The sequence below is a fragment of the Candidatus Pantoea soli genome (genome assembly GCF_007833795.1).
Classification (GTDB): Bacteria; Pseudomonadota; Gammaproteobacteria; order Enterobacterales; family Enterobacteriaceae; genus Pantoea; species Pantoea soli.
Genome location: NZ_CP032702.1, coordinates 1,538,269 through 1,562,722, shown reverse-complemented (window position 1 = coordinate 1,562,722; position 24,454 = coordinate 1,538,269). Strand labels below are relative to the sequence as shown.

The window sequence follows — 24,454 nt, the reverse complement described above, 5'->3', positions numbered from 1 at the left end:
TGACCGTTTAGCGCCCCAGCGCCAGTTTCGCGGCGTTGTGACCGGCTTTGATACCGAAGATGATGATATCTGCCACGGCGTTACCGCCAATACGGTTGGCGCCGTGGATACCGCCCACCACTTCACCGGCTGCCCAGGCACCGGTAATCACCTGTTTCTGCGTATCCAGCACCGCCGTGTCAGTGTTGATGGTCACCCCGCCCATGGTGTGGTGTACGCCGGGCGCCACGCGAATGGCGTAGAAAGGCCCCTGATTCAGCGGATGGCGCAGCGCGGTTTTGCGGCCGAAATCCTCATCGTTCTGATTCACCACGAACTCATTGTATCGGCTGAGGGTGGTGTGCAGCGTTTCCTGGTCCATGTTGAGTTTCACTGCCAGCTCATGCGGGGTGGGCGCGCTGATCACAAAGCCTTTGGCAATGTACTCATCGGCCGCTTTGTTACTGCTACGCACCTGCTCGTCGAAGATGATCCACGCGCTTTTTTCCGGCAGCGCAATAATCTCAGCGGAGACTTTATCGCGGGTTTCCATTTCGTTATAGAAGCGGCGACCCGCCTGACTGACCAGAATGGCACCGCCACCGCGCATCGCTTCAGAAATCAGGTACGAGGTGGTTTGTTCAACCGTCGGGTGGATCTGGATTTCGCCCATGTCCACGGTATCGGCACCAATTTTCTGCAGCATAGCGATACCGCTGCCGGTTGCGCCTTTGTGGTTGGTGGTGACAAAGCCATCCAGTTCCGGCCGGTATTTCACCACCATCTCCCGGTTGGCGCTGAAGCCACCGGTAGCCACAATCACGCTTTTGGCGTTGAGAATGCGGCTCTCATTGTACTCATCCACCACGCGCACGCCGGTCACCGCACCGTTCTCCATCAGGATTTCCGATACTGAGGTTTCCAGCAGCACCTCAATGCCGCGCTGGTTGATGTTTTTCACCAGCCCGCTAATCAGGAAGCCGCCTACTGCTGACCGGTCTTCCGGCCGGTGCGTGCGGTCAATGCTCATGCCGCCGGTAATGGTAATGTCGCTCAGTTCAATGTGCTTATCGGCCAGCCATTCAATGGCTTCCGGTGCCTGCTCCACAAATTCATGCAGCAGCGCCGGGTTGTTTTTAAATTTGCCGCCTTTCAGCGTCTCTTCGTAGAACAGCGCTTTGCTGTCGCTGATGCCTTTGAGTTTCTGATAGCGCGTTTCGGCTGCGTTCATGCCCACCGAGGCTTTAATGGTATTACCGCCGATGGTGGGCATCTTCTCAATGATCACCACGCGCGCACCGTCATCATGCGCCTGAATGGCTGCCGCCAGTCCGGCACCGCCGGTACCGATCACTACCACATCGTAGCTGACCGGTGCATTCGGGTTGCCGCCCTCTTCAATAACGTACTCTTTGCTGGAGGTTGCCAGCGCACGGGAAACCGCTTTTTTCAGCGCTTCGCTCTGCGTGGTTGCGCCGGTGATGGCGTCCACGTGCGGGCTGTTGGCAACCAGAATGCGTTCGCGCAGGCTTTCAAAGGTACTGGTGAAATCGACGTCAAGGTTAGGATCCGGCACCAGCGCAATATCGGTGATGCGGTCGGTGTCGAGCGTCACGTTGATTTTCAGCTTCAGCGCTTCGGCCTCGACTTTGGCCTGATAAACGCCGGCTTTATATTTGCGGTGGCTTTCGCTGACGTCGCGGATCATCGCATCCACCAGCGAGAAGCGCCACAGCGGTTCCGGGATGGTCAGGGCTTCGCGTTTGGTGCTGTCGATATAGAGTTCCAGGCGTTCATTGTTGATGATGCGATCCGCCCAGTCCGGATAGGCAATACAGGCTTTACCCACGGCGACCAGGTCAAAGCCGGACGCCAGCGCCAGCTCGGCATCCTCTTTATTGACCACACCACCCACGCCAATCACCGGCACTTTCGCCAGCTGCGCCGAGCGCTGCGCCAGGTATTTAGCGATCAGCGGCGTGGGATCCTGCGTGTCCACAATCGACGGACGCAGCAGCTGCCCGACGGAAAAGTGCACGTAATCCAGCCCGCGCGCCGCCAGTTTTTCCAGCAGATAGAGCGTGTCGTCCCAGCGGATACCGGGCACTTCCAGCTCTTCCGGTGAGAAGCGATAACCAATGATGAAGTCCGCTGCCGCGAAGCGGTCCGCCATTTTGTGGGTGATCTCCAGCACCTCCAGCGGAAAACGCGCGCGGTTATCGCGGCTGCCGCCCCATTTGTCGTCGCGCTGGTTAGAGTTGGGCGAATAGAACTGCTGAATCAGGTAAGTATTGGCGCCGTGAATTTCCACGCCGTCAAAGCCGGCTTTAATCGCCCGGTTAACGGCATCGCCAAAGCGGGTGATCATCACCTCCACCTCTTCGCCGGTCAGCGCGCGCGGCGTGGTGGCACCTTCACGCGGTGCGGCAATGGCGCTGGGTGCCACCGGCGTTTTGCCGCCAATCAGCGCCGGTTCGACCATGCGACCACCGTGGTAGATCTGCAGAATGGCTTTCGAGCCCTGGGATTTAATGGCGTGCGCAATTCTTGCCAGACCGGGGATTTTGTTGTCGCTGTCGATGGCAATGGCCCCCGGAAACGCCGGGCCGAGGTTATCAATAAAGGCGCATTCGACAATCACGGTGCCGATACTGCCTGCACGCACCCGGTAGTATTCGACGAGATCGCTGGTGACACCACCATCAAAATAGCCGGTACAGGTGGTCATAGGTGCCATGACCAGACGATTTTTAAGGACCGCGCCTTTGGGAAGGGTTAACGGGTTAAGAATCGGGGTGAGCGTATTCATAATGGGCAACTCCGGAATTAAGAAATTTAATATTCAATTCTCTGGCGATTCGGAGACAAAATAAATTATCTGAGTGGTCCGACTTCATGCGTTAAATATACCATTTTCTTTAGTTACATAATCTAAGTAGTTAGTTATATAACTCCTCACAGATAAAAATGGTATTTAGCCGCGGCGGATGACAAAAGCGTTCCGCTAAGTTTCGACCATGCTTTGACAAAAATCAAACTTTTGCCACGTAGCAAGTTATTACATTGATTTATAAGGAAATAAAAAGAGAGAGCCGGTGCTTCCAGCCCCTGTGTGAGCCGCTTAACCTGCCGCAGACCTGCCCGCGCGGGCGGTTATACCGACATTATTTTCGCTAAAACAGCGGCGGTAAAAAAAGTGCACTATTTTTTATTGATCCAGATCAAAATAGATATTTTAATTAATCGCATCATAACGTCATTCATTCGATAATTCGCGCAACAAAATTTTATAAAGCAATGTTTCATTGCAAAGACATCTTTAAATGTTGCGGCGCATGCCAGTTTCCCGCTAACGGGATAACACTGTTGCAGAGCCGGACCTGAAACGCATTCTCCTTAACTTGCAGATCAAAACTATGAATACACAAACCACTCAGAGTGCCCCCGCGAAGGTGCCACCTGCCGCACCGGGGAAAAAGAATCGCCTGCTGATGCTGTGCCTGCCGGTGATTGTCGCTGTCCTGCTGCTGCTGGTGCCGACGCCGGCCGGACTGGAGCCCTATGCATGGCACTTCTTTGCCATCTTTGTCGGGGTTATCGTCGGCTTGATCTTTGAACCGCTGCCCGGCGCGGTCATCGGCCTGACCGGGGTGGTGGTCATCGCCCTGTTCAGTCAGTGGCTGCTGTTCAGCCCGAGCGAGCTGGCCACTCCCGGCTTTAAAACCGCCGGCCAGGCGTTTAAGTGGGCGGTCAGTGGCTTCGGCAACTCTACCGTCTGGCTGATCTTCGGGGCCTTTATGTTTGCGGCCGGTTACGATAAAACGCAGTTCGGCCGCCGGCTGGCGCTGATTCTGGTGAAATATCTTGGCCGCCGCAGCCTGACGCTGGGTTACGCCATCACCTTTGCCGACCTGCTGCTGGCCCCTTTTACGCCATCGAACACTGCCCGCAGCGGCGGCACCATCTATCCGATTATCGCTAACCTGCCGCCGCTGTATGGCTCTAAACCCAATGACCCCAGCGCGCGCAAGATTGGCTCTTACCTGATGTGGGTCGCGATTACCGCGGCCTGTATCACCAGCTCCATGTTCCTGTCGGCGCTGGCCCCGAACCTGCTGGCGCTGGCGCTGGTGAAAAGCGTGGTGGGTTTTGATATCTCATGGGGCATGTGGTTTCTCGCCTTCCTGCCGCTGGGTATCCTGCTGATTCTGACCATGCCGCTGCTGGCTTACTGGCTCTATCCGCCGGAAGTGAAGGTGAACGATGAAGTGCCGCGCTGGGCGAAAGCCGAGCTGGCAAAACTCGGACCGCTGTCACGCAACGAGATCCTGCTGCTGGTGTTCGTGGTTGCCGCGCTGATGATGTGGATCTTCGCCACGGCCTGGATTGAGCCGGCAATGGCTGCCCTGCTGGTCATCGTGCTGATGCTGTGGACCGGCGTGCTGAACTGGAGCGACATCACCAGTAATAAAGCCGCCTGGAACACCTTTGCCTGGTTTGCCACGCTGGTGGCGCTGGCCGACGGACTGGCGCGCGTCGGCTTTATCGCCTGGCTGGGCAAAGAGGGCGCGTTGCTGCTGCACGGCTATGATCCGCAAATCTCTGCTGTGGTGCTGCTGGTGGCGTTCTACCTGCTGCATTACCTGTTTGCCAGCACCACCGCCCACACCACGGCGCTGCTGCCGGCCATGCTGACCATTGCCGCCTCTATTCCGGGCATCAATATGCCGGTGTTCTGCCTGATGATGTGTACCTCGCTGGGCGTGATGGGCATCATTACCCCGTACGGTACCGGCCCAAGTCCGATTTATTACGGCAGCGGCTACCTGCCCACCAAAGACTACTGGCGTCTCGGCACGATTTTCGGCGCGCTGTTCCTGGTGGCGCTGATGGCTATCGCCTACCCGTGGATGGTGATGATGTTCTGATGATGTTGCTTCGATGTTAAAAAACGCCGCCGCGCCGGCACGTTAAAGTGGTATGATGCTCGCCAGTCAGCTCTTGCCGAGGGCTGGCGAGAGAAAAATGAATCACCGATCGCCTAATTTGTCGCCCGCCGTGCTGGCGGGCAACAGGACACTAAGTGAGCCAACATGTCGAACAAACCCTTCTACTACCAGAACCCCTTTCCTCTCGCCAAAGATGATACCGAGTATTACCTGCTCAGCCGTGAGCACGTTTCCGTGGCGGAATTTGATGGCGAAGAAGTGCTGAAGGTTGATCCACAAGCGCTGACCCTGCTGGCCCAGCAGGCGTTTCACGACGCCTCTTTTATGCTGCGCACCGCACACCAGCAGCAGGTCGCCGCCATCCTCGCGGATGACGAAGCCAGCGAGAATGATAAATACGTTGCGCTGCAATTCCTGCGTAACTCGGAAATTGCCGCCAAAGGCGTGCTGCCGACCTGCCAGGATACCGGCACCGCGATCATCATGGGCAAAAAAGGCCAGCGCGTGTGGACCGGCGGCGGCGATGAAGCCGCGCTGTCGCAGGGGGTGTACAACACCTATATCGAAGATAACCTGCGCTACTCGCAAAATGCGCCGCTGGATATGTACAAAGAGGTGAATACCGGCACCAACCTGCCTGCCCAGATTGATCTCTACAGCGTGGACGGTGACGAATACAAATTCCTGTGCATCGCGAAAGGCGGTGGCTCTGCCAACAAAACCTATCTGTACCAGGAAACCAAAGCGCTGATCACCCCGGCGAAGCTGAAAAACTACCTGATCGACAAAATGATGTCGCTGGGCACCGCGGCCTGCCCGCCGTACCACATCGCCTTTGTGATTGGCGGCACCTCCGCTGAAAGCACGCTGAAGACGGTCAAACTGGCTTCCACCCACTATTACGATACGCTGCCCACCGAAGGCAACGAGCACGGCCAGGCCTTCCGTGACCTGCAGCTGGAGCAGGAGCTGCTGGAGGCATCACAGAAGCTGGGGCTGGGCGCACAGTTTGGCGGCAAATACTTTGCCCATGATATTCGCGTTATCCGCCTGCCGCGTCACGGTGCCTCCTGTCCGGTGGGCATGGGCGTCTCCTGCTCGGCGGATCGCAATATCAAAGCCAAAATCAACCGCGAAGGCATCTGGATCGAGAAGCTGGAAGACAATCCGGGCCGCTTTATTCCGGAAGCGCTGCGTCAGCAGGGTGAAGGTGAAGTGGTTAATGTCGATCTTAACCAGCCTATGCCGGCGATCCTGGCACAGCTGTCGGCCTACCCGGTCGCCACCCGCCTGTCGCTGAATGGCACCATCATCGTGGCGCGCGACATCGCCCACGCCAAACTGAAAGAGCGCATTGATAACGGCGAAGGCCTGCCGCAGTACATGAAAGATCATCCGGTCTATTACGCCGGCCCGGCCAAAACGCCGGAAGGTTACGCCTCCGGCTCGCTCGGTCCGACCACCGCCGGCCGTATGGACTCGTATGTTGATCTGCTGCAGGCGAACGGCGGCAGCATGGTGATGCTGGCGAAAGGCAATCGCAGCAAGCAAGTGACGGATGCCTGCCACAAGCACGGTGGTTTCTACCTTGGCAGTATCGGCGGCCCGGCGGCGGTGCTGGCGCAGCAGAGCATCAAGAGCCTGGAGTGCGTGGAGTACGCGGAACTGGGGATGGAAGCGATCTGGAAAATTGAAGTGGAAAATTTCCCGGCGTTTATCCTGGTGGATGACAAAGGCAATGACTTCTTCCAGCAGATTCATAACCAGTGTGCCGCCTGCGTGAAGTAAGCGCGGCAGCAAAGCCATAAAAAATCCGCGGCGGCAACGCTGCGGATTTTTTTATGGGTGAGGCAGAACGCGCGGCTCAGACACCGTGCAGCAGCACATCGACCAGCAGGTCAGCCTCGTCATCATTCTGACCAATCACATAGATGGCCTGGCGGCCTGGCAGGTTCACGGTAATGAGGTTCTCTTCCACCGCATCCAGCACATCGTCATGCTGTTCCTGAAAGTTATACAACGTATTCATTTTCTCTCCTTAAAAACGGTGCGTTACTGTATAAACCTGTACACATTACTATCGACAGGACGCGTCTTAATCACAGGGGAAAATTCCGCTTTTTTGCTGCTCCACTGTGGCACGGAAAAATGACGCTGCTATGACTATGGCAGCGAATGGCTTCGCTGCCGGTAAAATCAGAAGAACCCGAGGGGCTGCGTGCTGTAACTGACCAGCAGATTCTTGGTTTGCTGATAGTGGTCGAGCATCATTTTGTGCGTCTCACGCCCGATGCCGGATTTTTTATATCCGCCAAAGGCAGCATGGGCCGGATAGAGGTGATAGCAGTTGGTCCAGACGCGGCCGGCCTTGATGGCCCGTCCCATGCGATACGCCCGGTTGATATCGCGCGTCCACACCCCGGCGCCAAGGCCGTAAATCGAGTCATTGGCGATCGCCAGCGCTTCCGCTTCATCTTTAAACGTCAGCACCCCGACCACCGGCCCGAAAATCTCCTCCTGGAAGACGCGCATACTGTTGTCGCCTTTCAGCAGCGTGGGCTGGATGTAGTAACCGCTGGCAAAGGCATCGCCCAGCTTTTCCACCCCGCCGCCGTGCAGCACCTGCGCGCCTTCCTGCTGCGCAATCTCCAGATAAGAGAGAATCTTATCGAACTGCTGCTGCGAAGCCTGCGCGCCGATCATGGTATCGGTATCCAGCGGATCGCCACGTTTGATGGTCTGGATGCGCTTCATCACCGCCGCCATGAACGGCTCAAAGATGGATTCCTGCACCAGCGCACGCGACGGACAGGTACAGACCTCGCCCTGATTAAGGAAGCCCAGCACCACCCCTTCCGCCGCTTTTTCAATGAAGCTCTCTTCTGCCTGCATGATGTCTTCGAAGAAGATGTTCGGCGATTTGCCGCCCAGCTCCACGGTAGACGGAATCAGGCTTTTCGCCGCCAGCTCCAGGATATGGCCGCCGGTGGCGGTAGAGCCGGTAAAGGCGATTTTGGCAATGCCCGGATGCGAGGCCAGCGCTTCGCCCGCCTCCTTCCCATAGCCGTGCACGACGTTAATGACGCCGGGCGGCACCAGGTCGGCAATCAGTTCCATAAACAGCGTGATCGACAGCGGCGTCTGCTCGGCCGGTTTCAGCACCACGCAGTTGCCGGCCCCCAGCGCGGGGGCCAGTTTCCATGCCGCCATCAGCAGCGGGAAGTTCCACGGGATAATCTGCCCCACCACGCCCAGCGGCTCGTGAAAATGGTAAGCGGCGGTAAATTCATCGATTTCCGCTGCCGTGCCTTCCTGCGCACGCACGCAGCCGGCAAAATAGCGGAAGTGATCCACCGCCAGCGGCAGATCCGCCGCCAGCGTTTCGCGCACCGGTTTGCCGTTATCCCAGGTCTCATTCACCGCCATATATTCCAGTTTTTCTTCCAGCCGATCGGCGATTTTCAGTAACAGCAGCGATCGCGCCTGCGGTGACGTTTTGCCCCAGGCATCAGCCGCCGCGTGCGCCGCGGCCACGGCATTGTCGATGTCCTGACGCTCCGAACGCGGGAACTCGCCAATGGTCGAGCCGTTTATCGGCGAGGTGTTAACGAAGTAACGGCCGTTCACCGGCGCAACAAATTCGCCGTTGATAAAGTTGCCATAGCGCGATTGCAGTGTGATCAGAGAACCGTGTTCTCCCGGAGCAGCGTAACGCATGGTGATTCTCCTTGCGGGGCAGAGTGAAGATTAACAGTCATGAAACCTGTCATTAACACTGTACGAACAACATCAGCCTGTCAGATTGCACAGCGGGAAACTGTGACCGCACCGAAGGAAATCTGCGCGTTACGCGGCAGCAGAGGGATGAGAGCACCGGCGTTGCACGGTGCCGGTAGTGAAAACCTTGCAGCGGACGCACCGTCCGCCGCACAGAAAATTCCGAGTTTTTACCGCAGCGCGGCGCAAAGCGAAACCTGCGCGTTTTACGTGGTCAATACAAGCAGACTACTGAACACAGGAGAGAAAAATGCTGGCTTCAGCCCGGACGTTAATGCGCGAGAAGGCCCACTTTGTTCAGCAATTTATGCGCAATCCGCGCAGCATCGGCAGCATTACGCCCTCTTCGGCGGCGCTGTGCCGCACCATGTGCGCCGCTGCCCGCTGGGACCGCAGTTTACGTATCGCCGAACTGGGCGCCGGTGATGGCGTGCTGACCCGGCACATTCTGCAGCACATGTCGCCGCAGGCGCAGCTTGAGGTGTTTGAGATCAGCCCGCAGCTGGTGGCGGCGCTCAGTCAGTGGCGTGACCATCGCATGCAGGTGCGCGCCTGCTCGGCAGAGCACCTGAGCGGCGAATATGACGTGATTTTTTCCGGACTGCCGCTGCTGTCGCTGCCGGTCAGCACGCGCGACGCAATTCTGCGCGCGGCGCATGATGCGCTGGGGCCGCGCGGTGTCTTTATCCAGTTTCAGTACACCTCGCTGACCCAGCCGCTGCTGTCGCGCTATTTCACCTGGCAGCGCCAGCGGGTATTAAAAAATTTCCCGCCCGCGTGGGTCTATCGCTGCACCCGTCACTACGCCCCCTGAGCCTGCGCGTGCGGCTGCATGCGCGTTTGCTGCCAGAAACGCAGCAGCAGTTCGCGCGCCCAGTCGGTCGCCGGCATCGCCCACCCTTCGTCGGCCACGTCTGGCGGCAGACAGGCCGTCATGATGTGCCGGGTAAATTCCGGGTGGAACTGCACCGAAAGCGCCTGCGCCGAGTAGCGCAGGATCTGGCAGCCATCCTGCGCTGAATGCGCCAGCACCCGGGCATGCGGTGGCGGTACCAGCACCGACTGCCGGTGTGACAGCCAGGCCGGAAACGTCTCCGGCAGCTGCGCCAGCCAGGCGTCACGCCGGTCATCGCGCGTCAGGGTTTTCAGTCCGCGTTCCCAGCCCTGCGGGTTATCGCCCACTTTGCCGCCCAGCGCATACGCCATCAGCTGATGGCCGTAGCAGACGCCCAGCAGCGGCAGTGCCGCCTCCAGCGCGGCGCGGATCCACGCCGCGGTGCGTTCGCTCCAGTCGGCGTGATCGGTCACCATCGCCCATGAACCGCTGAGGATCGCGCCGCTGAGGGTGTCAAACGCCGGCAGCGCTTCCCCCAGATGCGGGCGCACGATGACATAGTCGCCGGGCTGCAGACCGAGCGCGTCAATAAACCAGACGGGTTGTTCACCAACTTTTGCCACTACCTGCGGCGGCGGGACGTCGAGTTGAATCAGGGCAAGCGGAAGTGTGCGGGTCTGTGTCATACCGAATACGGTCCTCTGCGTGGTCGTTTTTCGGTTATCCACTCTGACAGTAAAGCGCGGCGCTGTCTTATACTTTTTCTGCCCTGACCTTATGCCACCGCGAAAAAACGTGCAGCCGCGTGGCAGGCTTCGTGCCATGATTAGACGGTCATCACATTTTCAGGTAAGGATAACAGCGTGGCGGTGCGGCATTTTTTTCTGGTGCTGATGGTGGTTTCCATCTGGGCCTTCAATAACGTAGCGGTAAAGTGGGGCTTGCTGGAGCTTCCGCCGCTGTTTCTGACCTGGATGCGCTTTGTGGTGGTGGCGATTGTGCTGGTGCCGTTCTGCCGTATCACCCGTCAGCAGCTGCCGTGGCTGCTGACGCTGGCGTTTACCTTTGGCTTTATGCACTTCTCGCTGCTGTTTGTTGGCATGCGCTATACCGATGCCGGCACCGGTGCGATTGTGGTGCAGCTGGGTACGCCAATCGCCATGCTGCTGGCGATGGTGGTGCTGAAGGAGAAACTGCGGCTGATACAGCTGTTCGGTATCGCCATTTCGCTGAGCGGCGTGGCGGTGCTGTCTGGCAGCCCTACCATTCCGGCGTGGTGGGTGCTGTGCATTCTGCTGTGCAGCGCCACCGGCTGGGCAGTCAGCAACCTGATTGTGAAGAAGTCACCGCCGATCAAACCGCTGACGCTGACCGGCTGGATCGCCTTTCTGGCGGTGCCGATTGTCGGTGCGGCCTCCTGGCTGACCGAGTCTCAGCAGTTTTATGCGCTGAGCCACGCCGGCTGGCGCGGCTGGTTCGGCATTCTCTACAGCGCCATCGCCTCTTCAGTTGTCGCTTACACCCTGTGGTATGCGCTGCTGAAAAAGTACAACGTTAACCTGATCATGCCCTATTCGCTGCTGACGCCGGTGCTGGCGGTGTTGATGGGCGTGCTGGTGCTCGGCGACAGCATGAACAGTTTTAAACTCCTCGGCGCATCGCTGGTGGTGCTGGGCACGGCGATTGCCGTGATTAACCTGCGCAACCTGCGAATGCACGCGCGCTTTCCGCGTCTGCGCCGCCGTTAAGCCTGCTCTGCTATGCTTGAATCTCGCGTTCTGACGGAGATTCAGCATGGATACTCAACGTGCTGCCGCACTGTGGCAGCAAATGTGGCAGGGATTACGCGGCGCGGAGGCCCTTCCGGCGCTTAACTTTCTCCAGACCAGCACGTTTGCCTCCGCGTATGCCGTAAGCGAACTGGCCGCCACCAGCATCGGCTTAGCCAGTCAGGCGCTGAGCGACCTGCTGGGTCGCCCGGCGCCGGTCAGTGTCAATGTGCGCCTCGCCTCACGCTGGTTCCAGCATAGCCTTCAGCCGCTCAATCGTCCGCTGCCCGCACAGTGGGACAGCTTTGCCGGCGATTACGCCACGCGCGACGGCTGGATCCGCCTGCATACCAATGCGCCGCATCATCGCGCAGCGATGGAGCAGGTGCTGGGCCGGCATCGCGACCGCGATGCCCTGGCCGCGACGGTGGCGCAGTGGCAGGCCAGCGCGCTGGAACAGGCGGTCACCGCGGCCAGCGGCTGCGCCAGCGCCCTGCGCAGCGAACAGCAGTGGCAGCAGCATCCGCAGGGGATGGCGGTACGCCATGAGCCGCTGATTGCCCAACGCGCCACGCGTGAAGCGCCCACGCCCGGCTGGCAGCTGCCGCTGGCGCGACCGCTGCTGGGGGTGCGCGTGCTGGATCTCACCCGCGTGATCGCCGGGCCGGTCGCTACCCGCTTTCTCGCCAGTCTGGGCGCACAGGTGTTGCGTATCGACCCGCCGGACTGGCAGGAGCCGACGCTGGAAGAGGAGATCAACTGCGGTAAACGCTGCGCCCGGCTGGATATCCGCCGCGCTGACGGACGCGCACAGCTGATTGCCCTGATGCAGCATGCGGATGTGCTGGTGCACGGATATCGTGCGGACGCGCTGGAGCGTATCGGGCTGGATGCGGAGACGCGCCAGGCGCTTGCGCCAGGGCTGGTGGATGTCAGCCTCAACGCCTGGGGCTGGCACGGGCCATGGCGTAACCGCCGGGGTTTTGACAGTCTGGTGCAGATGGCGTGCGGCATTGCCGAACAGGGCATGCGCTGGAGTGGCGCAGAGCGCCCGGTGCCGCTGCCGGTACAGGCGCTCGATCACGCCACCGGCTATATGATGGCGGCAGCGGTGCTGGAAGGGATGCGACAGCGGCGTGAAAACGGCGTGGGCTGGCAGGCGCACTTATCGCTGGCGCGCACCGCCTGCCTGCTGCAGCAGCACGGCGCGGCACCGCAAAGCGCTCAGGACGGTATTGCAGCCTGCCCGCATGACGTGCACAGCGCCGTCGAGATCACGCCCTGGGGCATTGCACAGCGGCTGCGCGCCGCGGCCAGGCTGCCCGGCACGCCGATGTTCTGCGCCGCGCCCGCTGCCCGCGCCGGCAGCAGCAACGCCTGCTGGTAAATCAGGCGTCGTCGTCTGCGCCTTCGCGCAGTTCGTCATACATCGCCTGAATGGCTTCACGGCTGAGTGCGGCCAGCGTACGGTAAAACGCGGTGGTGGCGTGCGCCTCCACCTTACCGAGAAACGCCCCGCACCACGGCAGCAGGAAGGTGTCAAACAGCGCCAGCTGGGCGGCGGACTCATCTTCCGCCGACTGATCTTCCAGCCAGGAGGCGGCCAGCAGCAGAATGCCGAAGTGATCGGCCGGGGCGTCGCTCAGCGGCATGCCCCGCGCGGTAAGAAAGGCACGCACCTCTGCTTCCTGCGGGCCGTCCGGCCAATGCGACGCATACGGCGGCACGCTGCAGTCGCTGCCGACGAACAGCGCATTGTAATCCGCCGCCAGCGCCTGCGGATCGCTATTCTGCTGCAGCCGGGTCAGCAGTTCGTCCTGCTCAAGCGGCCACTGCGCGTTGAGTTTGCCTTCACGCAACAGCGTAAAGAGCGGCACCAGCAGCGGGTCCTGCGGCTGGCGGTTAAACAGCGAGCCGATGACGCGGCAGAGAATGGAAAACTCATTCATGCAACAGAATTCCTTGAGGCAAAAAAGTTAAAAGTCCGCAAATTCGGCGATGTGCCGGCCGGTGCGCTGTTCGAGAAAGTCGAGCAGGCGGCGCGGCGTGACATTTAACACGCGATCCTGCGGAAAATCCACTTCGCGCGTGATGCGCAGGCAATGTTCGAAGTGCCCGAGGGTAAAGGCGGTGTGCGAATCCGAGCCAAAAGCCAGCAGGCCACCGGCCTCGCGCACGGCTTCCGCAATTGCGCGACAGTTGGGCTCACTGCCCGGCCGCGAATGGGTAAAGGAGGAGTTGTTGATCTCCAGCGCCACGTTATAGCGCGCCGCCGCCTCCGCAATGGCGCGGATATCCACCGGGAATTTTGGGTTGCCGGGGTGACTGATGATATGCACCAGGCCGCTGGCCATGGTCGCGATCATCGCTTCCGTGTGATGCGCTTTGTCGCGTGGCGCATAGACCGGCTCATGGAAGCCCGCGACGATCAGGTCAAGCGCATCAAGCATCGGCCCGCTGCAGTCAATCTCGCCCTGCTGGTTTTTGATGTTGGCTTCAATGCCGCGCAGCACGCCGACGCCATCAATGACGCGCGGCCAGATGCGCATGTTAACAAAGTGCCAGTAGTGCGGCGCATCCGCCATATCCGGACCGTGATCGGTAATGGCAAACAGCTTCAGGCCATTCTGCTTCGCCTGAGCGACATAATCGTGCAGCGTACTGTAGGCGTGGGTGCTGGCCACAGTGTGCATATGCAAATCAACGGGATACATCCTCTTCTCCTGACTCAACGTGAATTAATAACCGCGCTGGCGATCAACCCGCCCGGACGGCATCTGCCCCTGCTCCAGGGAAAGTATGGCACTGGCAATGTAATCCATCGCCTCCTGCGGCAGAGTGACAGCGGCATTGTGCGGGGTAATCGTGACCTGCGGATGAAGCCACAGCGGGCTGGTAGCGGGCAGCGGCTCGACCTGAAACACGTCCAGCGCGGCGGCGGCCAGCTGCCCGCTGTCCAGCGCCGCCAGCAAATCGGTCTCCACCACGTGCGCGCCCCGGGCCAGATTGAGGAAGTGCGCGCCGCGCGGCAGCGTATGTAAGAAGTGATGATTAATCAGATTGCGGGTATCCGGCGTATCAGGCAGCAGATCGATCACCACCTGACAGCCGGAAAGAAACGCCTCCAGCTGTTCGCGACCGTGGAACGTCTCTACCCCCGCGATCGCTTTCGGCGTGCGGCTCCAGCCGCGCAGCGGGAACCCCCACTGGCGCAGGCTCTCCAGCACGCTGCGGCCGAGCACGCCGGTGCCCATCACGCCAACCGTAAACGTCTGACGGTCGCGATCCGGCAGCGGTTGCCACTGCGCCTGCTGCTGCTGCTGGCGGTATTCGGCAAAACGGCGGAACCAGCCGAGCACGCACCAGGTCGCGTACTCCTGCATCTGCCGCGCCATACCGGTGTCTTCCAGGCGGAACAGCGGCACCTCGTCCGCCAGCAGCTGCGGCTGGTCGCGCAGCTGTCGGAGAATTTCATCCACGCCGGCCCCCATGGCGAAAACGCCCCGCAGCGCGCGACCGGCCAGCATCGCTGGCGGCGGGGAACGCACAATCGCGTAATCGGCGGCTGCCGCGTCGCCCGGCTGCCAATGGCGGATATGCGCAGCGGGCAGCCGCTGGCGCAGGCCCGCCAGCCAGACCTGCGGATCCTGCGAAGGGTGATACCAGATAATCTCCATACGGCTCTCCTTTTTTTCCGTTCAGCCTCAGGCAAATAGCGCGACAGGGCAAGTAAAAAACTTAGCCTGAATGCAATTTCTCAGGTGATTATGTGTGGAAGCTTCACATTTCTGCCGCTGCGCAAGGCTAAGCCGCCGGATAGCGTCTAAAGTTGTTCGGGTGGTCAATGCGTTAGCGCACCACCTTTTCGGACAAGGAGAAAAACCGATGATAAAAAATGTCGTATCCACGCCCGCGCGCCTGAGCCTGTTACTGAGCGCCGCCCTGCTGAGCGCGACGGCCGCGCACGCCGAAGACACCAGCCGCATGCTCAGCAGCCAGCCACAGCCGCCGGATGTGCGCCTCGGCCCCCTGTTCAATGCGGTGCAGCAGGCGAAATTTTATCCGGATCAGAAAACCTTTGCCGATGCGGTCCCGAAATATAATCCCTCGTCAATTCTCGCCGACTGGCAGATGCAGAAAGGCCAGCGCAACTTTGACCTGAAACGTTTTGTCGATACCAACTTCATCCTGCCTAAAGCGCAGGACAAGTATGTGCCGCCTGCCGGACAGAGCCTGCGCGAGCACATTGACGGTCTGTGGCCGGTGCTGACGCGCAGTACGCCGCAGGCCAGCCAGTATGATTCGCTGCTGCCGCTGCCAAAACCTTATGTGGTGCCGGGCGGACGCTTCCGTGAGGTGTACTACTGGGACAGCTATTTCACCATGCTCGGCCTGGCAGAGAGCGGTCACTGGGATCGCGTGCAGGATATGGTGGATAACTTTGCCACCGAGCTGGACCGCTATGGCCATATCCCGAATGGTAACCGCAGCTACTATCTCAGCCGCTCACAGCCGCCGTTCTTCAGCCTGATGGTGGACCTGCTGGCGACGCACAAAGGCGATGACGTTTACCGTCAGTATCTGCCGCAGCTGGAAAAAGAGTACGCCTACTGGATGGCGGACAGCGACAGCGTGGCCGCCGGGCAGGCCAGCAAGCGCGTGATTAAACTGAGCGACGGCACGCTGCTGAACCGCTACTGGGACGAGCGCGACGCGCCGCGTACCGAATCCTGGCTGGACGATGTCGAAACCGCGAAGAAAGCGCCGGATCGCAACAAACAGCAGGTATACCGCGACCTGCGTGCCGGTGCGGCTTCAGGCTGGGATTTCAGCTCACGCTGGTTTACCGACGCGCATAATCTGGCATCCATTCGTACCACCCAGCTGGCGCCGGTTGATCTCAACAGCCTGCTGTTCCACCTTGAACAGACGCTGGCGAAAGCAGCGAAGCTGGCGAAGCAGGACGCGCAGGCGAAAAACTGGGCGGACGCGGCAGAGAAGCGTCAGGCCGCTATCAACCGCTATCTGTGGGATGACAAACAGGGCTGGTATGCCGATTATGATTTTGGCCGGAAGCAGGTGCATCACCAGCTGACCGCCGCCACGCTGTTCCCGCTTTACCTGCAGCTGGCCAGCGACCGGCAGGCTGAGCGTACCTCCGCCGCAGTGGAAAAGCAGCTGCTGAAACCGGGCGGGCTGGTGACCACCACGGTGAACAACGGTCAGCAGTGGGATGCACCTAACGGCTGGGCACCGCTGCAGTGGGTAGCGGTGGAAGGCCTGGAGCACTATAAGCAGCCGAAACTGGCGCAGCAGATTGGTCAGCGCTTCCTGCAGAACGTACAGCAGACCTACGATCGCGAGCATAAGCTGGTGGAGAAGTACGTGGTTGAAGGCGACAAACTGGGCGGCGGTGGTGGCGGTGAATATCCGCTGCAGGACGGTTTTGGCTGGACCAATGGCGTCACGCTGATGCTGCTGGACAAATATTGCCCGAAAGACAAGACCTGTAACAGCGCCCGCGACATTCCGGCTATGCCGGCGCTGAACGGCGCACAATAACCCTGTCACTGAGGAGAGGCGACCCCGTCGGGTCGCCGCCTTTCACTGCACGCTTCCCGCCCCGCATCAGCATCACCATTGACAGCCTGACACATCCCGTTATAAAAGATAATAATTCTCACTGTTAATTGATTCTTATTTTCATCATTGCGGTCTGGTACCGCTGTTGCTGCTTTGTCAAAGGAACTGTCATGACCTCGCCGTTTCCGCTTTATCGCGCCCGCGTGCTGTGCGCGCTGGCCCTTACCTTCCCTGCCGCCGCATTCGCTGAAGATGAACTGGTGGTGACCGCGCAGCCGGAGGAAACCGCCACTTCACCGGTGCGGGGGTATCTGGCTACCCGCAGCAATGGTGCCAGCAAAAGCGACCGCGCGCTGGTGACGACACCGCAGTCCGTCTCGGTTGTTACGCGACAGCAGATGGCCGATCAGGGCGCGCAGGATCTGAATCAGGCGCTGGACTACACGCCCGGCGTCTTCACCGGTTTTGGCGGTGCGGCCACGCGCTACGACACGGTGTCACTGCGCGGTTTTCACGGCGGTGACGTTGATAACACCTTTCTGGATGGTCTGCGCGTCATGAGCGATGGCGGCAGCTTTAACGTGCTGCAGGTGGATAACTGGTTTCTCGATCGCGTGGACGTGATCAAAGGCCCCGCTTCCGCGCTCTACGGGCAGACGGTGCCGGGCGGGCTGGTTAACATGGTCATGAAGCGGCCACAGTTTGCCCGCGAGGGCCATCTGCAGTTTTCCGGCGGCAGCCATGCCACCCACAGCGCCGCCTTTGATTACACTGATGCCATCAACACCCAGTGGGCGTGGCGGCTGAGCGGCATCACGCGCAACAGCCATACTCAGTATCAACACACGCGTGAAGAGAAGTATGCCCTTACGCCGCAGCTGCTGTGGCAACCGGATGAGGACACCAGCCTGCTGCTGCGCGCCTATCTGCAGAAAGATCCGTCGGGCGGCTATCACGGTTCGGTGCCGGCAGACGGCACCCTGTTCCGCCACCGTGGCCGACAGCTGCCCGCCGGGTTTTATGAGGGTGACAGCGCACGGGATCAGTTCAAACGTCATGAACAGATTTACGGCTATGATTTTTCGCATCGCCTGAACGATATCTGGTCGCTGCATGCCACCGGCAGCTATAGCCAGTCTCAGGTAGCACTGGATCAGGTGTATCAAATCGGCTGGCGTGCGACCGATACGGATTGGCTGGATCGCTACTACTCCGGCGAGCGCTCGTCGCTGCGTGCCTGGGCCAGCGACAATCAGCTGCAGGCAGCGTTTACCACCGGTGCGATTGCGCATCGCGTGACAATTGGCGCAGAGTACCACCGTTACAAAAATCAGCTGCTGACGGCGCGCGGATCGGCCAGTGCCCTCAATCCCTGGACCGGCGAGACAGCAGGAGAGATGCCGGACACCAGCTGGAGCGCGCAGACGCGACGCTACTACCAGAGCGGTTTGTATCTGCAGGATGAGCTGCAGTGGGATCGCTGGCATCTGGATCTCTCCGGGCGCTATGACCGTATCGTGTCGGAGAACACCACTCATCGCCGTCAGGATGACCACGTCAGCGGCCGTGCGGCCCTGCTTTACGCCTTTGATAACGGCGTGTCGCCGTACGTCAGCTGGAGTCAGGCGATTACGCCCGCTTCCCTCACCGATGAGAACGGCAATCAGCTGAAACCCACCACGGCGCAGCAGTATGAAGCCGGGGTGAAATATCAGCCAGCCGGCACGCGCAATCTGTACAGCCTGGCGGTGTACGATCTGACGCAGCAGGACGTCGCTAACCGCAATGTGCAGGCGGGCACCTATTCGCCGTCCGGCAAAGTGCAGGCACAGGGCATTGAACTGGAAGCACGCACACAGCTGACCGACCGTTTCAGCACGCTGGCCGGTTACAGCCTGACGCATCTGCGCTTCAGGGAGACCGTCGATGGCAACAGCGGCCATACGCCTTACGTTACGCCAGACAGTATGGCCTCGCTGTGGGGACACTATCAGTTTGACGGTGGTGTGAGCGCCGGGGCGGGCGTGCGCTATATCGGCAGACAGTGGGCAGATAACGAAAACACCACCCGTCTGCCTTCGGTTACCCTGTTTGACGCCACCCTGCGCGCTGATTTGGGCGCATGGCAGCCGCAGCTGAAAGGCGCCTGGCTGCAGCTGAATGCCCGCAACCTGACGGATAAACACTATCTGGCGGCCTGCTACGGCACCGGTTATTGCTATCGTGGCGCCGAACGCACGCTGACAGCGACAGTGGGCTACGATTTCTGAGCGGGCAAAAAAAATCCGCAGCCCGGAGGGGCTGCGGATCGTCTCACGTGCTGCTACGCCGTCAGCTGCGGACTTTACGGTAGATCCACAGCACCACAATGGCGCCGACCACCGCAACCACAAAGCTGCCGAAGTTAAATCCGTCTACTTTACCGAAGCCAAACAGGGTACTGATCCAGCCGCCCACGACCGCACCGACAATCCCTAACACCACGGTAATAATAAAGCCGCCGCCATCTTTACCTGGCATAATCCATTTGGCGATAATACCGGCGATCAGACCAAAGATAATCCATGAAATAATACCCATTTGCTGCTCCTTACGTTATGAATCAAGGTGTTCTTCGCGCTAAGTATAGACGGGAATTTTTGCCCTGCAGCATCTGCTGCGGGAAATCAGCGCTAACCGGCTAAAGCTTAATGTGGCGACGTCGATAATAAACGGACAGCTTTAATATTCGCGATACGCACAATCGGACAGGTGGAGCAGGACGTGAAAGACGCCGATAAAGAACAATACCTCAAGCGCGGTACGCTCGCGGTTTTAAATGTCATGAGGGACCTGTTGAGTTTACAGACGCCGCTGATGGTGAGCTTTGCCCGTGGTCAGTTCATCAGCCGTCTGCTGGCCGCGGATGAAGACCGGGTGGTTTTCGATCTCGGCAGTAACGCGCTGGATAATGAATTAGCGCTGGAAAATGGCGAGCTGACGATTGCCGCAGAAACCTATGGTGCGAAAGTGGAATTCGCCCTGCAGGATCTCACCCGCACAGAGTTTGACGGCCTGCCGGCGTTCGCCGCTCCCCTGCCTGAGTTGGTGTGGCAGATCCAGCGCCGTGAATTTTTCCGCGTCAGCGCGCCAATGGAGCCGGTGTTTTACTGCCATACCGAATGGCCGGATGGTCGTCAGGCACGTTTCCGCCTGCAGGATCTTTCGCTGGGCGGCGTCGGCGTACTGCTGGATGAAGCGCTGCCGGAAGGGCTGAGCCAGGGCGATAATTTTAAAAAACTGCGTGTGGAGCTGGGCGAATATGGCCAGTTTGAGGTAACCGCGCAGCTGCTGCATATTGGTGAGCGCAGTATCGTCACCAGCAAGAACGAAACCCGCATCACGCCGCGGCTCAGCTTCCGTTTCACCGCCATTGAGCCGGTGCAGGAACGCCAGCTGCAACAGGTGATTTTTGCCCTCGAACGCCTGGCGCGCGACAAGGCAAGACGCTTCCAGTAATCACGGGCTGACGTCACAGATGGCGTCAGCCAGGCTATCCTTCTCCTTGCTTATACTTTTCACCAGCATCCGGCAAGGAGAGGCTCCCCAATGGAAAACTGGCTTTCGGCCCATCGTTTACACCTTATTTTTCTTAATCAAACCTTCTGGATTAACAGCGCCATCGTGGTGTTTGGCACCCTGCTGGTCTACTGGCTGTTACGCACCATCATCCGCTTTACCTCTAACCGCATCGCGCACTACAGCGAGCAGCGCCACGTCCGTTTCACCGGCATCGTGGTGGAAATTCTGCGCAGCACCAGTCAGCTGCTGCTGCTGGTGTTTTCACTGCTGATTGCACTGAAATTTGTTGATCTGCCGCTCAGCTGGAGCGCGGCGATTGCGCACGGCTGGTTCCTGGCGCTGATTCTGCAGTTTACGCTGTGGCTGGACTGCGGCATTCGCCTGTGGCTGCACAGCCTGCTGCGCGATCCGCAGCATGTCCGCAACCCGGTTACCACCGTCATTCTGGGGATTCTGCTGCGCGTGGTGGTGTGGGTGATGATGCTGCTGGCGATTCTGTCCAATATGGGCATCAACATCACTGCGCTGGTTGCCAGCCTGGGGGTGGGCGGCATTGCCATCGCGCTGGCGATCCAGACCGTGCTGAGTGACGTCTTCGCCTCCCTGGCGATTGGCTTTGATAAGCCATTTGAACACGGCGATTTCATCGTATTTGGCGACATTGCCGGCTCGATTGAGCATATCGGCCTGAAAACCACCCGGCTGCGCAGCCTCAGCGGTGAGCAGATCGTCTGCTCCAACACCATTCTGTTGCAGCAGACGATTCACAACTACAAGCGCATGGCGCAGCGCCGCATTGTGTTTAAGTTCGGCATCAATTACGGCACGCCGGCGGAAAAAGTACGGCAGATTGGCGCGATGGTGAAGACGATTATTGAGGGCGTACCCGATACCCGCTTCGACCGCGCGCACTTTCTGGCCTTTGATGAGTCACAGCTGACGTTCGAAGTGGTCTATTACGTGCTGAGCGCCGATTACAACACCTACATGGATATTCAGCAGGAGATCAACCTGCAGCTGATGGCGCAGCTGGAACAGAAGCAAATTCGCTTTGCCTTCCCGATGCGACGCGTGGAGTTTACCGGCGGCGTGCTGCCGCGCATTAATCTCAGCGATGCGTCTAACGAAACTGAACCCCAGGCGGCCAAACGCCAGCCGCCCGAAGCAAGCTTTAGCTGATGGTGCGGTAGGCGGTGGTGACCTTCCACAGGTAGCGTGGCGCCTGCGCCGCCGGATGTTTGTTCTGCACGTGCTGCCAGAACTCATCCGGCGTCATGGCATTGATCATGGCAATCGCGCGATCGCGATCGCGTGAGAAGGTGCGCAGCAGCGCCCCGGCACCGTTGGCATAGGAGACAATCGTGGCATAGCGCAGCGTGAGCGGATCGCGGATACCCGCCAGGGCTGAGTCCTGCAGAATTTTCAGATACGCGGCGCCGATATCGATGTTTTTGGCCGGGTCGCGCAGTTCAGAATTGCTGGGCTGCCCGTGACGGCCCTGCGCGCGATAAACTTCACGACCGGCGGTTGAGGCTTTAATCTGCATCAGTCCCACCGCGTTAGAGCGGCTGATAACGGTAGGGTTTCCTCCGGATTCGACACTAATAATGGCGCTGATTAACTTCTCATCAACGCCATAATGACAGGCGGCATCTTCGGTAAACAGTGACCATGCGTCATTCACTTTCGACGGCGGCGCCTGGGTTAAGGGCGTATTCCTGACCGGCGTCAGCGGTTTTTCCGGCTCGCTGGCGCAGCCAGCCAGCAGTAAAGCAGAGAGCATAAGTAGTCGAATTTTCACTGTTTTCAGGTTCCGCAAGAGGATTAGCGCAAGCTATCATAGCCACAGCGGTAAAAGGTGAAATTACCGTTTATCCTAAATACGTTCTGAATCCGCCCGCCGTGTGACCCGGCTAACGCTGCGTTGCCGCGGCGGGCCACGCTAAAACAGGTAGAATTATGCCCGCGCCCCGCTCTGTCCGTCTTATTGCTCCTTCCGGTTACTGTCACAATCAGGCAGCGGCGCAGCGCGCCGTGCAGCGTTTACAGGCGGCCGGTCACGTGGTGGAGAATCTCTCCGCGATTACCCGCCGCTATCAGCGTTTTGCCGGGGATGACGCACAACGCCTTGCGGACATCAACCAGCTGGTGACCCTGCCCACCCTGCCGGATATCGTGCTGGCCGTGCGCGGCGGCTACGGCATTTCGCGCCTGCTGGAACAGGTGGATTATGCCGGACTGCGCCAGCGCCTGCTGCACCAGCCGCTGGCGCTGTGCGGTCACAGCGATTTCACCGCGCTGCAGCTGGCGCTGCTGGCGCAATCCGGATTGACTACCTTCAGCAGTCCGATGCTCGCCGGCAACTTCGGCGCAGAGGCTTTGTCTGAATTTACCGTTTCACACTTCTGGCAGGCGCTGACTTCACCTACAGTCAATCTGAGCTGGCGCAGTCAGAGCCCGGATCGCGGCCGCTGGCAGGGTACGCTGTGGGGCGGCAATCTGGCGATGATTGCTTCGCTGGTTGGCACGCCGTGGCTGCCGTCAATCACGGATGGCATTCTGGTGATCGAGGATGTCAATGAACACCCGTTCCGCATTGAGCGGATGCTGATTCAGCTGCAGCAGAGCGGCATCCTGGCGCGACAGCGGGCCCTTATCACCGGCAGCTTCACCAGCACCGCGCTGAGTGAGTATGATAACGGCTTCGATTTTGCCAGCGTCTGGCAGCGCGTGCGGGATACCTGCCAGATTCCGGTCATCAGCGACCTCGCGTTTGGTCACGATGCCGATACCGTGACGCTGGCCTCCGGCGCCCGTGCTACGCTACAGATTGAAAACGGAGAAGCCCAGCTGGCTTATACCGGCCACCCGACATTGCGCTAACGTTGTGCCGCAGGAGACCGCCCTTGAAGCCGCTGTACGAAGATTTGTGGATCTCCACGCCAGAGTTTCCCGCCGAAGAGACGGCGAATGACCTGATGATGCATGGATTTATGCTGCGCCATCCGCGCGGCAACCTGCTGATTGGGCGCGTCGAACATCCGCTCGACCACGAATTCCTTGCCGATGCCGGCGGGGTTATCCGCCACTATCTGACCCACTGGCATGAAGCCGCCGCTGGTACACGCATCATCCAGCAGCGTTTCAGCAGCGCCCTTTACTGCCACAGTCGCTCGCTCGGGCCGGTGAGTCTGGTCACCGAGCCGGATGAAACGTTCTCGCAGCAGGAGGTGCACTTTGGCGACTTCCACCTGTTACCCACGCCCGGCCATACCGCGGGCAGCAGCAGCTATCTCTATACGTCGCCTTTTGGCCGCACTTATCTTTTCGTCGGTGACACACTGACGCGCGATTACCACCGCTGGATCAGCGTGCTGGGCCCGGAGAGCAATCCGGCGGAACTGCAGCAGTCGCTGGAGCTTTACCGCACCCTGCGACCGGACGTGGTGCTGATGAGCACCACGCGTGGCCATTTATCCTGGGAGCAGGTTGACCTGCAGACGTGGCTGGCCGCTCTGGATGAGGCCGAACAGTCGCCGCTGGATTTACGCCCGCCGGCCCTGCCGTGACTACAGCGCTTTGCTCAGGTAGTGGCGCTGATGGTGGCGCGGATAGTGCGCCAGACTGAAGCGCAGCGTATAGCCGAGCTTCTCATAGAAGGGCCGCGCCTGAAAACTGGCGGTGTCTACCTGCGCATAGCAGCAGCCGCGCGCCCGCGCCTCCTGCTCCGCCGCCAGCATCAGCTGACGTCCCGCGCCCTGCCCGCGCAGCGCGTCGCTGACCCACAGCATCTCAATGCGCAGCCAGTTACCGTAGGTTGAGCCGGTCAGGCCGGCCTGCTTTTTGCCGGCGGCATCGGTAATAAAAACGCCAAGCGCTTTTAACTCGGTGGTGTCAATGAAGCGGCTGTTGTAGGCATTCAGCCCGAGACGTATTTCGTTCAGATCCTGCTGAGTGACGCTTTCCGTAACCTTTAACTGCATGATCAGCTCCTGATAACC

Annotated in this window: 21 protein-coding genes; 11 read left to right on the top strand and 10 right to left on the bottom strand. The window is 59.6% G+C overall.

From position 1 onward, the window contains the following. Positions 1-7 precede the first annotated feature (7 nt). Positions 8-2,788, bottom strand: coding sequence for a flavocytochrome c (locus D8B20_RS07245; protein WP_145888240.1), 2,781 nt, complete (start codon positions 2,786-2,788; stop codon positions 8-10). A gap of 607 nt (positions 2,789-3,395) precedes the next feature. Here D8B20_RS07245 and D8B20_RS07240 point away from each other — a divergent pair. Both D8B20_RS07240 and fumA read left to right on the top strand, forming a co-directional pair. Continuing rightward, positions 3,396-4,907 (top strand): anion permease, encoded by a 1,512-nt coding sequence (locus tag D8B20_RS07240; protein WP_145888239.1) that lies wholly within the window; start codon positions 3,396-3,398, stop codon positions 4,905-4,907. A gap of 165 nt (positions 4,908-5,072) precedes the next feature. Beyond that, positions 5,073-6,716, top strand: coding sequence for a class I fumarate hydratase FumA (gene fumA, locus D8B20_RS07235; protein WP_145888238.1), 1,644 nt, complete (start codon positions 5,073-5,075; stop codon positions 6,714-6,716). A 76-nt stretch (positions 6,717-6,792) separates the two neighbouring features. Here the strand turns inward: fumA and D8B20_RS21575 are convergent, their stop codons facing one another. Further along, entirely contained in the window at positions 6,793-6,957 is a 165-nt protein-coding gene (locus D8B20_RS21575) for a hypothetical protein (RefSeq protein ID WP_186454411.1), read from the bottom strand. A gap of 167 nt (positions 6,958-7,124) precedes the next feature. Beyond that, positions 7,125-8,645: an acetaldehyde dehydrogenase ExaC gene (exaC, locus tag D8B20_RS07230; RefSeq protein WP_145888237.1), complete on the bottom strand. Its 1,521-nt coding sequence runs from the start codon at positions 8,643-8,645 to the stop codon at positions 7,125-7,127. Between the two features lie 310 nt (positions 8,646-8,955). On the opposite strand from exaC, the gene D8B20_RS07225 reads away from it, so the two are divergent. After that, positions 8,956-9,519 carry a class I SAM-dependent methyltransferase gene (locus tag D8B20_RS07225; RefSeq protein ID WP_145888236.1) on the top strand — a complete coding sequence of 188 codons (564 nt, stop codon included), beginning with the start codon at positions 8,956-8,958 and terminating at the stop codon, positions 9,517-9,519. On the opposite strand, the gene D8B20_RS07220 is transcribed toward D8B20_RS07225, so the two are convergent. Continuing rightward, positions 9,507-10,226, bottom strand: a complete 720-nt coding sequence (locus tag D8B20_RS07220) for a glutamine amidotransferase (RefSeq protein ID WP_145888235.1) — start codon at positions 10,224-10,226, stop codon at positions 9,507-9,509. The genes D8B20_RS07225 and D8B20_RS07220 overlap by 13 nt on opposite strands. A 177-nt stretch (positions 10,227-10,403) precedes the next feature. On the opposite strand from D8B20_RS07220, the gene D8B20_RS07215 reads away from it, so the two are divergent. Then, positions 10,404-11,288, top strand: a complete 885-nt coding sequence (locus D8B20_RS07215) for a DMT family transporter (RefSeq protein ID WP_145888234.1) — start codon at positions 10,404-10,406, stop codon at positions 11,286-11,288. A 46-nt stretch (positions 11,289-11,334) separates the two neighbouring features. Next, positions 11,335-12,696, top strand: coding sequence for a CoA transferase (locus tag D8B20_RS07210; protein WP_145888233.1), 1,362 nt, complete (start codon positions 11,335-11,337; stop codon positions 12,694-12,696). 1 nt (position 12,697) lies between these two features. On the opposite strand, the gene D8B20_RS07205 is transcribed toward D8B20_RS07210, so the two are convergent. From D8B20_RS07205 to ghrA, 3 genes are read right to left on the bottom strand one after another with little or no spacing between them, the layout of a single operon-like run. Then, the gene (locus D8B20_RS07205) at positions 12,698-13,258 is read right to left on the bottom strand and encodes a TorD/DmsD family molecular chaperone (RefSeq protein ID WP_145888232.1); all 561 of its coding nucleotides are present in this window, start codon (positions 13,256-13,258) and stop codon (positions 12,698-12,700) included. A 27-nt stretch (positions 13,259-13,285) separates the two neighbouring features. Beyond that, positions 13,286-14,023, bottom strand: coding sequence for a phosphatase (locus tag D8B20_RS07200; RefSeq protein WP_145888231.1), 738 nt, complete (start codon positions 14,021-14,023; stop codon positions 13,286-13,288). A 24-nt stretch (positions 14,024-14,047) separates the two neighbouring features. Beyond that, entirely contained in the window at positions 14,048-14,986 is a 939-nt protein-coding gene (gene ghrA / locus D8B20_RS07195) for a glyoxylate/hydroxypyruvate reductase GhrA (RefSeq protein ID WP_145888230.1), read from the bottom strand. A gap of 208 nt (positions 14,987-15,194) precedes the next feature. Between ghrA and treA the strand changes: the two genes are divergently transcribed. After that, positions 15,195-16,871 (top strand): alpha,alpha-trehalase TreA, encoded by a 1,677-nt coding sequence (gene treA, locus D8B20_RS07190; RefSeq protein ID WP_145888229.1) that lies wholly within the window; start codon positions 15,195-15,197, stop codon positions 16,869-16,871. 191 nt (positions 16,872-17,062) lie between these two features. Beyond that, positions 17,063-19,162, top strand: coding sequence for a TonB-dependent siderophore receptor (locus D8B20_RS07185; protein WP_145888228.1), 2,100 nt, complete (start codon positions 17,063-17,065; stop codon positions 19,160-19,162). Positions 19,163-19,223: 61 nt separating this feature from the next. On the opposite strand, the gene D8B20_RS07180 is transcribed toward D8B20_RS07185, so the two are convergent. Then, positions 19,224-19,472, bottom strand: coding sequence for a GlsB/YeaQ/YmgE family stress response membrane protein (locus D8B20_RS07180; RefSeq protein WP_145888227.1), 249 nt, complete (start codon positions 19,470-19,472; stop codon positions 19,224-19,226). A gap of 183 nt (positions 19,473-19,655) precedes the next feature. Here D8B20_RS07180 and D8B20_RS07175 point away from each other — a divergent pair, with 183 nt between their 5' ends. Both D8B20_RS07175 and D8B20_RS07170 read left to right on the top strand, forming a co-directional pair. Continuing rightward, positions 19,656-20,390: a flagellar brake protein gene (locus D8B20_RS07175; RefSeq protein ID WP_145888226.1), complete on the top strand. Its 735-nt coding sequence runs from the start codon at positions 19,656-19,658 to the stop codon at positions 20,388-20,390. Positions 20,391-20,480: 90 nt separating this feature from the next. Then, the gene (locus D8B20_RS07170; protein WP_145888225.1) at positions 20,481-21,632 is read left to right on the top strand and encodes a mechanosensitive ion channel family protein; all 1,152 of its coding nucleotides are present in this window, start codon (positions 20,481-20,483) and stop codon (positions 21,630-21,632) included. Here D8B20_RS07170 and emtA read toward each other — a convergent pair. Next, positions 21,625-22,236, bottom strand: coding sequence for a membrane-bound lytic murein transglycosylase EmtA (gene emtA / locus D8B20_RS07165; RefSeq protein ID WP_261388068.1), 612 nt, complete (start codon positions 22,234-22,236; stop codon positions 21,625-21,627). The two genes, D8B20_RS07170 and emtA, sit on opposite strands and share 8 nt — an antisense overlap. A 176-nt stretch (positions 22,237-22,412) precedes the next feature. On the opposite strand from emtA, the gene ldcA reads away from it, so the two are divergent. Further along, the gene (gene ldcA, locus D8B20_RS07160) at positions 22,413-23,336 is read left to right on the top strand and encodes a muramoyltetrapeptide carboxypeptidase (protein ID WP_145888223.1); all 924 of its coding nucleotides are present in this window, start codon (positions 22,413-22,415) and stop codon (positions 23,334-23,336) included. A gap of 23 nt (positions 23,337-23,359) precedes the next feature. Next, positions 23,360-24,022, top strand: a complete 663-nt coding sequence (locus D8B20_RS07155) for an MBL fold metallo-hydrolase (RefSeq protein ID WP_145888222.1) — start codon at positions 23,360-23,362, stop codon at positions 24,020-24,022. On the opposite strand, the gene D8B20_RS07150 is transcribed toward D8B20_RS07155, so the two are convergent. Then, positions 24,023-24,436: a GNAT family N-acetyltransferase gene (locus tag D8B20_RS07150; RefSeq protein ID WP_145888221.1), complete on the bottom strand. Its 414-nt coding sequence runs from the start codon at positions 24,434-24,436 to the stop codon at positions 24,023-24,025. Positions 24,437-24,454 lie beyond the last annotated feature (18 nt).